The following is a 13,269-nucleotide window of genomic DNA, read 5'->3' as shown; positions in this document are numbered from 1 at the left end:
AGATGTGTATAAGACACATACTCCTAACTCCTCACTCCAAACCCCAAACCCCAAACCCCAAACTCCAAACTCCTAACTCCTAACTCCTAACTCCTAACTCCTAACTCCTAACTCCTAACTCCTAACTCCTAACTCCTAACTCCTAACTCCTAACTCCTAACTCCTAACTCCTAACCGATGTCGTCTCATCGTCGTAGATTTAACAATTCTTGGGGAGAAGCTAAAAGTTTGATTTTAGTAAATTGAATTTGCCGTTGTTGGTTAAGGATAAACAGCCAGATGACGTTGACACCGCACCAAGTAGTTTGTGCTTTCCCACTCACCTGAAATTCGATTTGATTATTATCCAAATTTTCGGAGATTCCCTGACGAGGTTCGGCTTTAATGCCTTGAGCTTCTTGTTTTAAATAGGTAGCGATCGCATCTTGCCCCACAATACCAGATTCAAACGGCGGTTGCATCACACCATCTGAGGCAAACAAGCTCGCAGTCTCATCAAACTCTCCTGCGTTCAAACTTTCAAAATAACGCAGTATCACAGGTTCGCTAATTCCCGAAATCTGGAATTTCTCAGCTTCCGTAGTCGCAATAGTTGATTTTTCGGAAAGCATATGTTAAACAGGATAGTAATATAAGTGAATATTTCATCAATTTAGAATTAAAAGCTACATAAAACCTGCCACTAAAGAAGTATTTTCGCTCTTTGAAAAAAGCAGCCCTTCGCGCACCCCTAACTGAGGTGTTAGGATATTGTAGTCGGCGCTCACTCTTCCCGCTGTAAATGGACAAAGCATTAGATGAAACGCTTTCTATCAAGATTGCTCAAACGGTAAAAAGCAAAGCTAGAACTCCGTTTGACAATGCTTACAAAGCAGCATTAGCGACTGAGGGAGCAAGTTATGTCCAAGGCTTTTTAGTAATTGGTCGCAAGTCTTACAAACCCATTGAACATGCTTGGATTGAATTAAGCGATAGCTCCGGCAACGACTCTGTTGTACGCATTATCGATCCTACCCTACCGCACCTGAATAAAAACGAACAAGAATTCTGGTACTTTCCAGCACAAAGCTTGAGCGTGAAAAAACTGAAAGCGATAATCGAAGAATCGAAAGAAGATTATCCAGAAGACGAACCCCTACCAGTTTATGGTGCAGCACCTTATGAATATTATGGTGATGTGATGTTAGGTGGTCAAGACTACTTAGATGCATATCAAGCAGCAGAAGCGAAGTCTCAAGAATTCAACCACTCAAACCCTGACCTTAACTAAGTACACGATTGCATAAGTGTTCGCTTACGAAAATTTGAACAAAAACTCTGGGAAACTAGTGCGCTTACCTCTCCGTTGAAAAACACTACGAATTAATCAAATTCTGTCGTATATAACAATAGACATAGGAGTAGAAATTAATTATGCGTTGCCCGAAACCCTTGTAGAGATGCATGTGCTACGTCTCTACGTATGACTCTGGAGATGTCTAATCTTAATTCGATTTACCATCACTACCCAAGTATTCTCGGTAACCACAAATTTTGTCTTCCCGCACATCAAAAGCAACAGCGACACGATTTTTATAAGGTTGTTTCCACATCATTCCCTCATCGCGAAATTCAAAAACCACCGTCGTTTCATTGCTGGTAACGCTGTCTAAAGTGAGAGTTAACCCAGGACTGAAGACTTCACTAACATAATCAAAAAAAGCTTCAGCTTTCTGTTTCCCGACATTTAAGCCGTGGTATTTTCCTATCGGAAACCAAAAGCTAAAGTCTTCAGTAAGCATATCGAGAAACGAGTTCCATTCCCCTGTTGCCAAACCATGTTGAAAGTGTGTAAATGCTTGACGTGCTACTTTCAAAGTGTGTTCTGATTTTTCTGCCATTGTCACCACCGATTGACTAAAATCTGACAACTACTTTGCTGCAATTCTTACCAGTAAGTAGATATTCCACAGCAGCAGGAATGGATTCTATGCCGTTGAACTGATTTGAGTCAATGGCATAGAACAAGTTTAGCAGGCGATCGCGTGCTTCCGGTATATATTCTTGATAATGTGGCATCAAAAAATCTCGCACAGAAGCAGCTTTCCACATCAGTTGATGATAAATCCGAGGTTGTGACACCTGTTCTACATTTAGAGCATATTAGGAAATTTTTTCGAGCTTCTTAGAGGGTGAATTTGCATGGCTTCTTCGTTTCAGTGCTAAACCAGTACCGAGAGTGCCGAGGGTAAGTAACCCAAAGATGGAGTTCGGTTCAGGGACGGTGATTATGCTTGCAGAAAACCTAATGGGTAACTCACTATCTTCCAATCCAAAATTTTGAAAACCTGGTATAAGTGGTATCGCAGAAAAAACCTCTAAATAACCTGGTGGGGTTAAAAAATCAGCGAAAAACGGACTAGAATAGTTCCCCAGGGATGTGGAATACCCAAAGCCGTTAGTGCTTAACTGCTGAGTATTAAGACTAATTAAATTGTCAACATTAAAAGGTTCGTTTCCCGGTACTGGAGTCCCGGCAGCTTGCAAACCAGTAATTGTTTCACCATTTCGTGTACCAGTAATTCCAGAAATCTGGTAAAAGCCCAAATCGTTAGGGGTGTTATTAGTGCTGAAAGTACCGTTTGCTGCGATACCAGTACCAGAATAATTCCAGTTCCAATTTAAAGCAGAGGCAGCTTGCATTGTACCGAGAACCAATCCAGATATGGTGGCAAGGGCTGTGGCAGATAGCAGAGCTAGATTTTTCATGGAGGTCGTTAGTGTAATAGTGGATCTTCTACGGTTGAGTTAAGCTACAGCGCAACCCAAAACCAATGGTAGTTTAACACCAATTAATCAGTAAATCTAGCAAATCAATTACATCATCAGTTACCGTGTATTCCACTAAAGCAGTAAACGCTAGAAAGGTGGCAACTCCTTTATTGTCTGGCATCCGGGCAATCACAGCCGACCGATAAGCCGTGCCAAGACGTGCTCAAAATTTCAGCCTTGGTGTATTGCGGCAGTGAAAACAAAGCTGATATTATACCTGAAAATCTACTGATACCCCAATCATTAATAATTAGAACTATTGCAAAAAAGTTTTGTGGTATAATAGAGGGTTGAACAAATAGTCAAAAAGTTAACTGGCATTTTGAATGTCATAGTTATAAATGCCCGCAATTAAGTGACAACGCAATGCAAAACGTTTTCTCGGATTGCGGCGCTTACCATAAAACAATTTTGCAAGAGGTCTATTCCATATCGAGTAAGTGATATGGAGAATAAAAATTGTTATCGACTGAATTTACATGCAGACAACAACTATGGTATTCTAATACATGATTGTCGGTTCTGATGGGGAGCAGCCATCAGGCGTAAGGGGGAAAGTTCGGTGCAAATCCGGCGCTGTCCCGCAGCTGTAATGAAACGAAGAAAACGTGTCTCAAAGTCAGAATACCCGCCGACTCGCTCTAGACACAAAACATTTATCTGCGAGGTACAGATGATACATAGAATTAATGAATTTCATGGGTACAGATATCGATTTAAGACAGTACCCTCTACAAATTTCTCTACTTTGCTTCGCTGTTAGTCATAACACTCAATTTTAGATTGTCTTGTAGCCCATATTCCGCACTTCAAAATGTAACATATTGATATTCAAGAATAATTCCTAATAATTATCATTAATTAAGTATTAATACTGATAATTATCGGTGATTTGTGATTGTTATCTAACCACCATTAGCCAAATATTGGAAATATTCGTGTATTACAAGATGAAGTGCGGAATGTGGGTTGTAGGAATTTGGGTATCTATAAGGAATACCACAGGGTCTTTTTTGCTATCCAAATAGTATCCACCATGATTTAGGTATGGCAATGCATTGTAGCAAGCTAGTTGAAGCCTAAATCCCAAAAACTCAATGGCACAAATAAATACCTGCATTTACTGAAAACTAGGAGTTTCATGTCCACTTCCCGTATAGTTACTTATTGTGAATTTTTCTCAAAAATCTTCGTTTTTACCGCAATCTATGGGATGGTATGTGGAGGATACGTAGCGATGCCAACGGCGGGCTACGCCTACGCTAATCAAGTTCCACAAATATCTGAGTTTCCCAAGTATGAAGGTTCTGTAAGAGACTTACAACCAGTTGCACAAATAACACCTGAAAATACTCCAGCATCCACACAAGAACCAGATATTGAATTAACAGTCATCGACAAGCTATTGAATGAACCCGTTTACTCACCCTTTCGTCGTGAGGGGACAGTAAAAGATTCCACCCGTCCGGTTTACGTGATTACAGGTGAAGAAATGGAAGCCCAAGGTGCTAGAACTGTCAGAGAAGCACTAAAATTTCTTCCTGGTATCTTACCTGATGGTACAGTTGGCACGGAAGTAAACGCCTTAAGCGGTCAATTTATCCGAGGTTCTAACTCTGCACAAGTCTTGATTTTGCTTGATGGTAGACCAATTAATAATCTTGGTTTTGGTGGTTTTGACCTTTCAGAATTTACCACCAATATCGTTGAAAGAGTGGAAGTATTACCAGGTGGTGGTTCTACTCTTTATGGTTCTGATGCGATTGGGGGAGTGATTAATATCATCACTCGTCGTCCCACAGAAAAAGTGAGAACACAAGCGGGAGTCACCCTTGGTGCTTATGGACTAAATCAGCAGACTATCAACAATAGCGGGAAAGTAGGGGATATTTCTTGGGTTGTAGGTTACAACCGTACCCAAGCCGAAAATAATTATCCTTTTTCTATCCCCGAAGCGAACTTCGAGGGAACCAGAAAAAATAATGATACTCTCTACAATAACTTTAATGTGAAGTTGGAGGCGAATGTAGGAAAGCGCAACACTTTAACCCTCTCAACTCTGTATTTAGGTAAAGACCAAGGAGTACCAGGAGGAGTACCCATTCCTGAACCATTATATGGTCAAGGTTATTTTAACTCATTGACGGATAGCGATCGCAAATACACAGACCAAGTTCTCACTGATTTAACCTGGAACTCAAAATTAGGAGGTGGGGATGATTCACTCTTAACAGCAAGAGTTTACGCAGATTTCCTTAACACTCGCTATGATAATCGCAATTCATCCCAAGCACGATATGATAACGGGCAGACATCTTATGGATTGCAAACACAACACAGTTGGAAATTTGCTCATAATCAAACCCTAGTTTATGGCTTTGATTATCGCAATGTATCAGCTACTAACAGTACATTCAAATTTTCTGCTAATACAAAAACAGTCACTTACGACGATAGTATTAGTCAAGGGGCACTATTTGCTAGATATGAAATTAATTTTACCCCTAATTTCACTGCCAACTTAGGCTTACGTCAAGATTTTAGCAGCTTGACGAATGGCTCTTTTACATCACCAAGTGTAGGAGCAAAATTTGCACTTACGAATTCTACTACTCTCAGAGCTAACTATATCAAGAATTTCCGTGCGCCGAATCTTTTCAACTTATATGCGAATGGTGGTACTTACGTTGGTAATCCTAATCTCCGTCCAGAAAAAGGCGATAGTTATGATATTGGAATTGACCAGAAGCTAGGCAACTTTGGTTTATTACGCTTGACCTATTTCAACAACACAATATCAGATTTAATCGCCTATAATTTTGCTGTTCCGGTAGCTACTTACGAAAATATTGGTAAGGTTCGCACTACGGGAATCGAAGCAGTTTTAAATTTGCAGCTAGCGAAGAATATCTATGCTTTTGTTAGTTATACAGCAAATGATCCACGGATTTTGAAAAGTACAAATTCTGCCGAAGTTGATCAAGAATTACGATTCGCAGGTGCAGATAGTTTAAATGCAGGACTTTCTTATGAAACTTCTCAAGGCTTATATGCTGGAATACTGATGCATTCTTTGGGTGCATATCCCACAAACAATACCAATACAGAATCTTTGTCTGGCTATACTACTTTTGATTTAAAAATGCGAGTTACTCTCAGTGATACATTGGTATTAACAGGTAGTGTGGATAATATCTTTAACCAAAGATACCAATTATTTCCTGGTTATCCTGATGGGGGGAGGGTTTTTCAGGTTGGGTTGAGTTCTACGTTTTGATAAAAAGAAATTTTTTTTCACGCAGAGGAGAGTTTTGAATGACTGAATTTAATTGTTGGGTAACTCCAGTAAATGAGGTTGTGACTAAGGCTTTATCTACGGAGGGGTCTATTGAATATGAATATTTTGATTCTAGTACCGATGTTTTGTCGTCGCTACTTTACACTTTATTTCAGCAAAATTGGCAACAGGTAGGGGTAGGGCATATTGTTCAAGGAGGTGTATTAGAATTAGAATTTAATGCTCCACCCAAAATTTGTATTCTCTATGATGGATATCTCACAGTAGTCACAGAAGGCTGGCATTTGCATTTATGTATAGAGACTAATTTAGGTGGACCTCATTGTAAGACTCCTTTAGAATTAAGGCAACAACGTCAAGTAAATCGTGCTGCATTTTATCGACGGTTTAATGCAGAAGGTATCCCTAGAAGTTGGGGAATCGATTTTTGGAATGGTGCAGATGAAAACCTCATGACTATTTTCTTGCCAAATCCGTATGTAGAAGGTGAGAATTTATTACCAGAAGGTAAGCCTAATTTATCAAAGTTAGCTCTTTATGAGGAACTACGAGATATTTATGTATTGGGAAACAAACCTATACCGTTTACTAAAAATCCCCTGAAACATTCTTATATCTCTGTTTGTACTTCTACTCGGTGTCTTCCTTCACGCAAATGGGAACCCACATTTGATGCTTTAAAATCAGCAGTTGAAAATGCAGGTTTAGACATAGAAGTGAGAACATCTGGCTGTTTGGAAGTTTGCCAACAAGGGCCAGTAGTATTTTATTCTGATGATAGGACTTGGTACACTCGTGTTAACTCAAATATAGCTGAAACTATTGTCAATGAACATTTGGTAAAAGGTAACAAAGTTATTGAACATTGTTATCCACCAGATTCCGTATAACTTCTATTTTTAAATATCTCACGCGAAGACATAAAACAGATTTTATTTAGTTCATCTTCTTCTCTAACTCTCTGTGCCTCCGCGTCTCTGCGTGAGAAAAATTCTATTTCCTCAAACCACATGAAATTGGTAAATTATCATCACTTAAAACCCATTATTTTTTTATGCCACTTCTTATTAATTGCCACTTTAGTAATTGCTTGCCATAGTACAGCAATTAACACATCTACAAACACCAATAATAACGGCTGTATTCAAAAATATGATCCCAATACTGATTACTTCCCTAATAAAATTAAAATTACTCATGCAACAGGCTTGGCAGTAGAGTATCATAAAAATTACAAAATCGTCACTATAAAAAATCCTTGGCAGAATGCCAACACAAAATTTCAATATGTTTTAGTCCAATGTGGAACTCCTACACCAAAAGGATTTAATCAAGCACAGGTAATTACAGTTCCCATTAATTCCATAGTTTCTCTATCTACTACTCATTTACCTCACCTAGCGAAATTAGGTGTAGTTGATAAACTGATTGGTATTAGTAATAGTAAACAAGTAAATACACCTGATGTAGTCGAGAGAATTAAAGCCGGAAAGGTAACACAAGTAGGTAGTAATTCAAATGTGGATATAGAGAAATTACTAGAATTAAATCCTGACTTGATAACAACTTTTGGTACAGGTAATTCTCAAACTGATAGTTATGCCAAACTCACAGAGGCAGGTTTGAAAGTGGGGATAAATGCTGAATATATGGAAGATACACCACTAGGAAGAAGTGAATGGTTAAAATTTACTGCTCTGTTTTTTAATAAAGACGAACAAGCAGAAAAAATCTTTAGTGAAATTGCTAATAAATATGAACGAGTAGCTCAAAAAGCTAAATCTGTAAAAAATCGTCCAACTGTATTCGTGGGATTCAATTTTAAAGGAACTTGGTATATGCCTGGAGGCAAAAGTTACGTAGCTAAATATCTGGCTGATGCAGGAGCGAACTATCTCTGGAGTGATGATAAATCCTCTGGTAGTTTACCTTTATCTTTTGAAGTCGTTTTGGAACGTGCAGCCAATGCTAATTACTGGTTGAATTTTAGCCAATCTTGGAATAAATTAAAGGATTTAGTCGCAGAAGATAATCGCTATGCTGATTTTAAGGCTGTGAAAACAGGCAATCTTTACAATAATAATGCCCGTGTCAATGAAAGTGGAGGTAATGATTATTGGGAAAGCGGAATTAGTAACCCAGAGATGGTTTTATCTGACTTGATTAAAATACTACATCCAGAGATATTACCTAACCATAAACTATTTTATTACCACAAAATTAATTAATAATGTTCAGCAAAAAATATAAATTTAAAATTTCCCTACTAACCCAAAAGGCTCCGGTTTTCAAAACCATTATTTTCTTAATTATACTTATAAGTTTAATCTTGGCTTTTTTATTAGACTTGGCTTTAGGTTCAGTTGATATTCCTGTTAATGAAGTAGTCAAAATTTTGCTCGGACAAGAAGCAGAAAAAGTGACATGGACTCATATTATTCTCAAATTTCGCCTACCTAAAGCTTTAACTGCAACTTTAGCGGGTGCGGCTTTAGGTGTGAGTGGCTTACAAATGCAAACCCTATTTAAAAATCCCTTAGCGGGGCCATTTGTATTGGGTATTAGTTCTGGTGCAAGTTTAGGTGTAGCGTTAGTTGTGCTGACAGCAAGTGCTACAACACCAACATTATTAGCAGATTTGGGATACTTCGGCGATTTTAGTTTAGTCATAGCAGCAAGTCTCGGCGCAGCATCAGTTTTAGGGATGATGTTAGTTGTTTCTCGCCGAGTGCAAGATACGATGACACTATTAATTTTAGGTTTATTGTTTGGTTATGCTACTAGTGCAATTGTTAGTATTTTGTTGCAGTTTAGCTCAAAAGAACAGATTCAAAGTTATATTATGTGGACTTTTGGTAGTTTTGCTGGGGTGACTTGGAAACAGTTAGTTGTTTTAATTCCTGTGATATTTTTGAGTTTATTAGGAGCAGTGTTGCAATCAAAATCTCTAAATACACTTTTACTTGGTGAATCTTATGCACGTAGTTTAGGTTTAACTGTGCAGAAAACTAGATTTTCTATTATTACTAGTGCATCTATATTAGCTGGAGCAATTACTGCTTTTTGCGGCCCCATCGCATTTTTAGGTGTAGCAATTCCCCATCTGTGTCGTAGTCTGTTCAATACTTCTGACCATCGCATATTAATCCCTAGTGTAACAATCATGGGTGCAATCTTAGCATTGTTTGCAGATTTGTTTTCTCAACTTGCGGTAAGTCAAATGGTTTTACCTTTAAATGCTGTCACCGCTTTGATAGGAACTCCTGTTGTTACTTGGGTAATTGTGCGGCGTAATTCTAAGAAATCTTTTCCGTCATGAGTGACTCAATTCTGACAACTCACAATTTGACTATCGGTTATAAAACATCCCGAAAAACTGTTCGGTGTGTTGCGTCGGATATTTCTGTATCTCTGCAAGCTGGGGAACTGGTTTGTTTACTCGGTCCTAATGGTGCGGGTAAATCTACATTACTGCGATCGCTTGCTGGAATGCAACCACCCATAGCAGGTGAAGTCCGGCTTTTAGGCGAAAACATATATCATTTACAACCACAAGAATTAGCCAAACGTCTGAGTTTGGTACTCACCGAGAAAGTTGATGTGGGAATGTTATCAGCCTACACCTTGGTGACTCTGGGACGATATCCTTACACTGATTGGTGGGGAAATTTGACACCTCAAGATGAAGCAATAGTAACTTGGGCAATAAAATCTGTAGGAGCAGTACACTTAGCACAACGCAAAGTTAGCGAATTAAGTGATGGTGAACGGCAAAAAATCATGATTGCTCGTGCTTTAGCACAATCGCCTATTGTTATGTTACTTGATGAGCCAACAGCATTTTTAGATTTACCGCGACGGGTAGAAATTATGCAATTGTTACGCCAGTTAGCACGAGAAACCAATCAGGCGATTCTCCTTTCTACCCACGATTTAAATTTAGCTTTGCGTCTGGCGGATAAAGTTTGGCTATTATCAACTAATGGTATTTTAAACGTTGGCGCACCGGAAGATTTAGTGTTGAGTGGTGCATTTGCTGATACTTTTGAGAGTGAAGGTGTCGAGTTTGATGTTGCTTCTGGGGAATTTCATCTCCATACATCCCACAAAGGAGAAATTAATTTGATAGGTGAGGGGATTGCATCTGTGTGGACTATTCGTGCTTTAAAACGTGCAGGCTTCAAAGTTAATCAAAGTCAAAATAGCTTACCAATCTCAGTAGAAGTGATATCAAACTCTAAACAATTTTTGTGGAAAATCACAAAAAGCAAGACTGTATATACTTATCATTCATTGTATGAAATGATTAAGTTTTTAGATTATTTATAGAAGCATTTTCCCTAATTTAACGATCACGGACAACTAGAAATCTCTTACCACACCGAAAGCGAAAACGGTGTACTCATCTTTGATGAGTTGCCATAGATGGCATTGCGATCGCTTGAATACTGAACCCAGAATGAAATGAAAGATCAATCTTTCATCTCCAGAGTCATACGTAGAGACGTAAGCTAGCTACGTCTTCTAGGGGTTTTTGCGTTACTTTTTCAGGTGTCACCAAACTGAAGGGGTAATTTCGTCATTACGCAAGTCTTTTTTTTATTTCTTCAGCCAAATTATCCTGTGGCACTTCCACTTGTTCACCTGTTTTTAAATCTTTTAAAGAGGACTTTTGTGCTGCTGCTTCCTCGGAACCAATTATTACGCAGAATTGAATTCCTTGTTTGTCAGCTAACTGAAATTGTTTACCTAAACCTCGTTTGTCAAAGCTAGTTATAACATTAATTCCCGCCTGACGAAGATTTTGTGACACATTTAAATAAATGGGCATCAAATCATCTTGCATATTCACAACCATCACAATAGCTGGTGTGGCAGCTAAGGTACTCAAAATCCCAGCTTTAAGCAAGCGACTAATTAAGCGAGTTAAGCCAATAGAAATGCCTACACCAGGCATTTTCTCCCCGATAAATGTTCCAACTAATTCTTCATATCTGCCACCAGAGCAAATACTGCCTAAGGCTTCATGTCCTAATAAAGTTGTTTCGTAAACTGTGCCTGTGTAGTAATCAAGACCACGAGCGATCGCTAAATCAATACAAAAACGATTTTCACTCACTCCCAAATTACGAACACCAGAAATAACCGTTTCTACTTCCGTAACTCCTAGAGTAAATTGCTCGGCTTCTGGCATTGTTTCAGCTAAATGTTTGAGCTTCTCTAATACTTCGTCAACGGTGCCCTTAATTTTAATAAATTCGATAATTTTTTCAGATTGCTCTGCTAAAATACCCTGTTTTTCTAAATCCTGTTTTACCTTACTTTCCCCGACTTTTTCCAGCGTGTCAATAATGCCAATACAGGATTTTATTTGATTTGCGGCAACTCCTACAGACTGAAAGAAACCTGTGAGAATTTTCCGGTTGTTGATGCGAATCAGAAAATCACCAATATTAATTGCCTCAAATATCTCTGAGATAATTGCCGGCATTTGAGCATCATAAAGCAAACTGAGTTCCCGACGAGCGACTACATCAATATCGCATTGACGAAACTGCCGAAAACGCCCATCTTTTGCTCGTTCTCCACGGAAAACAACATCCATTTGATAACGAGCAAATGGGAAAGTAAGCTCATTTAAATGACGGGCAATATATGCTGCGAGAGGTACTGTTTGGTCAAACTTTAAAGCGCGTGCTTCTGAACCTGTTTCCCCTGACTTATCCTTTTCTGCTTGTCGATTAGGTGGCAAGATGGGGTCAATACCATAAATGATATTATCACCTTGATTACCTTTGGCTTGCAAAACTTCTAAGCGTTCGACTGCGGGAGTTTCAATAGGTGTAAATCCATAACTTTCAAATACCTTGCGGATGATATCTAATAAATATAATTCCAAGCGCTTTTCGCTAGGAAGAAATTCGGGAAATCCACTAGGAGTAGAAAAATTTATTTTGTCAGATTTTGCCATACTTTATCCTTGCTAAATTTAGTTAATCTGTGACTGGGAAAACGAAATACTAATAGTTTAAAATATTATCAAGTATCGATATAGCGGTTCCTAGTCTGCTGAAGTACGAACTTATCTGTGTTTATCTGTGTTCATCTGTGGTTAATTACTTCTTTTTGTACCTCACGCTTGTCGGGAAACGCTATAAGCATTTTTTAATTACTAACCAAATTAAAAAAGGTTACATGATTCAATCTCATTTTCTCAGTATGAACACTTACGACCGCATAGCCACTACCAACCGTTGAGTTTCAGCTTTTGACCACTGAGTAAAACTTTTGTTAATCCTTGACCAGCACGGTAATTGGCATTTTCCATTTTTATTCCCTAGTGAATAAGTTGATGCTGCTCATACTTAATAAAAATATAAAAGTAAAGTTATTCTAGTTTAACTTCTCATGAGCAAATTAAAGATGAAATTAATCACAAAATCTAACTTATGTCAATATGTAAGCTAGATAGATAACACAGAACAGATAAGCAGTTGATCGGAGTTTTTTTTATGATAGTGAATTCCCAGATAGAAGAACAAGCAAAACAAACTGCGCTCCAGCCTGAGCAAAATCAAGAGTTCCACTGGAGGCAATGCTGGTATCCTGTTTGCTTTGTGCAAGATTTACCCAAAAACCGACCTTATAGTTTTTCTTTGTATGACGAACCGTTCGTTTTATTTAGGGATGAAAATGGACAACTTGTCTGTCTGGTAGATCGTTGTCCTCACCGTGCCGCTAAACTCTCTGACGGACAGATCACTGACGGTAAAATAGAGTGTTTGTACCACGGTTGGCAATTTGGCAGTGATGGTCAATGTCTGCATATTCCCCAGTTATCAACGGATGCCAAAATTCCTGCTAATGCTTGCGTGCAATCATTTGAAGTTGTGGAACGTCAAGGTATCGTTTGGATGTGGGCAGGAGAACGTGAAGCTGCTGTTGATGGGTACATTCCAACGATAGAGGAGTTGGAAAAGCCAGAATTTGTCACCACAGACGTTATGCGTGACCTTCCTTACGATCAATTTTCTTTTACCTCAATAAGCAGAAGGCTCACACCATAACTGTACTCAGTTTGGTGTTGAGATGAATGCGAGTGAGGCAGGAGAGGATGCGTTGAATGTCTTTCTGCGTAGCAGGAACAATGATGGCGCATC

12 protein-coding genes and 1 riboswitch are annotated in these 13,269 nt (G+C 38.7%); of the genes, 7 read left to right on the top strand and 5 right to left on the bottom strand.

The window, feature by feature from the left end; translation table 11 throughout:
- Window positions 1–185 precede the first annotated feature (185 nt).
- On the bottom strand, window positions 186–611 hold the full coding sequence (locus OGM63_RS15125) for a ketosteroid isomerase family protein (protein WP_263746415.1): 426 nt from the start codon (window positions 609–611) through the stop codon (window positions 186–188).
- 170 nt (window positions 612–781) lie between these two features.
- On the opposite strand from OGM63_RS15125, the gene OGM63_RS15120 reads away from it, so the two are divergent.
- Window positions 782–1,270, top strand: a complete 489-nt coding sequence (locus OGM63_RS15120; RefSeq protein ID WP_263746414.1) for a hypothetical protein — start codon at window positions 782–784, stop codon at window positions 1,268–1,270.
- A 214-nt stretch (window positions 1,271–1,484) separates the two neighbouring features.
- On the opposite strand, the gene OGM63_RS15115 is transcribed toward OGM63_RS15120, so the two are convergent.
- Genes OGM63_RS15115 through OGM63_RS15105 form a run of 3 tightly spaced genes read right to left on the bottom strand, consistent with a single transcriptional unit; the run spans window position 1,485 to window position 2,748 of the window.
- Window positions 1,485–1,910, bottom strand: coding sequence for a nuclear transport factor 2 family protein (locus OGM63_RS15115; protein WP_263746413.1), 426 nt, complete (start codon window positions 1,908–1,910; stop codon window positions 1,485–1,487).
- The gene (locus OGM63_RS15110) at window positions 1,897–2,121 is read right to left on the bottom strand and encodes an MDR/zinc-dependent alcohol dehydrogenase-like family protein (protein WP_263746412.1); all 225 of its coding nucleotides are present in this window, start codon (window positions 2,119–2,121) and stop codon (window positions 1,897–1,899) included. Before OGM63_RS15110 ends, OGM63_RS15115 begins: the two co-directional genes overlap by 14 nt.
- A gap of 21 nt (window positions 2,122–2,142) precedes the next feature.
- Window positions 2,143–2,748 (bottom strand): PEP-CTERM sorting domain-containing protein, encoded by a 606-nt coding sequence (locus OGM63_RS15105; protein ID WP_263746411.1) that lies wholly within the window; start codon window positions 2,746–2,748, stop codon window positions 2,143–2,145.
- 563 nt (window positions 2,749–3,311) lie between these two features.
- Window positions 3,312–3,461: riboswitch (cobalamin riboswitch) on the top strand.
- 587 nt (window positions 3,462–4,048) lie between these two features.
- Here OGM63_RS15105 and OGM63_RS15100 point away from each other — a divergent pair.
- The 5 genes from OGM63_RS15100 (at window position 4,049) to OGM63_RS15080 (ending at window position 10,438) form a co-directional block, all read left to right on the top strand.
- On the top strand, window positions 4,049–6,088 hold the full coding sequence (locus tag OGM63_RS15100; RefSeq protein ID WP_263746410.1) for a TonB-dependent receptor plug domain-containing protein: 2,040 nt from the start codon (window positions 4,049–4,051) through the stop codon (window positions 6,086–6,088).
- Window positions 6,089–6,126: 38 nt separating this feature from the next.
- A complete protein-coding gene (locus tag OGM63_RS15095; protein ID WP_263746409.1) occupies window positions 6,127–6,999 on the top strand; it encodes a (2Fe-2S) ferredoxin domain-containing protein in 873 nt (290 codons plus the stop codon).
- A 120-nt stretch (window positions 7,000–7,119) separates the two neighbouring features.
- Window positions 7,120–8,337, top strand: a complete 1,218-nt coding sequence (locus OGM63_RS15090; RefSeq protein ID WP_263746408.1) for an ABC transporter substrate-binding protein — start codon at window positions 7,120–7,122, stop codon at window positions 8,335–8,337.
- A gap of 101 nt (window positions 8,338–8,438) precedes the next feature.
- Window positions 8,439–9,428 (top strand): iron chelate uptake ABC transporter family permease subunit, encoded by a 990-nt coding sequence (locus OGM63_RS15085; protein ID WP_263746406.1) that lies wholly within the window; start codon window positions 8,439–8,441, stop codon window positions 9,426–9,428.
- The gene (locus OGM63_RS15080) at window positions 9,425–10,438 is read left to right on the top strand and encodes an ABC transporter ATP-binding protein (RefSeq protein ID WP_263746405.1); all 1,014 of its coding nucleotides are present in this window, start codon (window positions 9,425–9,427) and stop codon (window positions 10,436–10,438) included. Before OGM63_RS15085 ends, OGM63_RS15080 begins: the two co-directional genes overlap by 4 nt.
- A 253-nt stretch (window positions 10,439–10,691) precedes the next feature.
- Here OGM63_RS15080 and hisS read toward each other — a convergent pair whose 3' ends face one another.
- Complete coding sequence (gene hisS / locus OGM63_RS15075) at window positions 10,692–12,080, bottom strand: histidine--tRNA ligase (RefSeq protein ID WP_263746403.1); 1,389 nt, start codon at window positions 12,078–12,080, stop codon at window positions 10,692–10,694.
- 541 nt (window positions 12,081–12,621) lie between these two features.
- Here hisS and OGM63_RS15070 point away from each other — a divergent pair.
- Window positions 12,622–13,176 (top strand): Rieske 2Fe-2S domain-containing protein, encoded by a 555-nt coding sequence (locus tag OGM63_RS15070; protein WP_263746402.1) that lies wholly within the window; start codon window positions 12,622–12,624, stop codon window positions 13,174–13,176.
- Window positions 13,177–13,269: the final 93 nt, after the last annotated feature.

This window comes from Plectonema radiosum NIES-515, assembly GCF_025753815.1.
Classification (GTDB): Bacteria; Cyanobacteriota; Cyanobacteriia; order Cyanobacteriales; family Nostocaceae; genus Hassallia; species Hassallia radiosum_A.
This window is presented reverse-complemented; position numbering and strand designations above follow the sequence as displayed.

Coding starts and splice junctions, on each gene's coding strand:
- OGM63_RS15100 (WP_263746410.1), top strand. CDS start 4,049: ATGCCAACGGCGGGCTACGCCTACGCTAATCAAGTTCCACAAATATCT.
- OGM63_RS15105 (WP_263746411.1), bottom strand. CDS start 2,748: ATGAAAAATCTAGCTCTGCTATCTGCCACAGCCCTTGCCACCATATCT.
- hisS (WP_263746403.1), bottom strand. CDS start 12,080: ATGGCAAAATCTGACAAAATAAATTTTTCTACTCCTAGTGGATTTCCC.
- OGM63_RS15090 (WP_263746408.1), top strand. CDS start 7,120: ATGAAATTGGTAAATTATCATCACTTAAAACCCATTATTTTTTTATGC.
- OGM63_RS15125 (WP_263746415.1), bottom strand. CDS start 611: ATGCTTTCCGAAAAATCAACTATTGCGACTACGGAAGCTGAGAAATTC.
- OGM63_RS15095 (WP_263746409.1), top strand. CDS start 6,127: ATGACTGAATTTAATTGTTGGGTAACTCCAGTAAATGAGGTTGTGACT.
- OGM63_RS15070 (WP_263746402.1), top strand. CDS start 12,622: ATGATAGTGAATTCCCAGATAGAAGAACAAGCAAAACAAACTGCGCTC.
- OGM63_RS15120 (WP_263746414.1), top strand. CDS start 782: ATGGACAAAGCATTAGATGAAACGCTTTCTATCAAGATTGCTCAAACG.
- OGM63_RS15080 (WP_263746405.1), top strand. CDS start 9,425: ATGAGTGACTCAATTCTGACAACTCACAATTTGACTATCGGTTATAAA.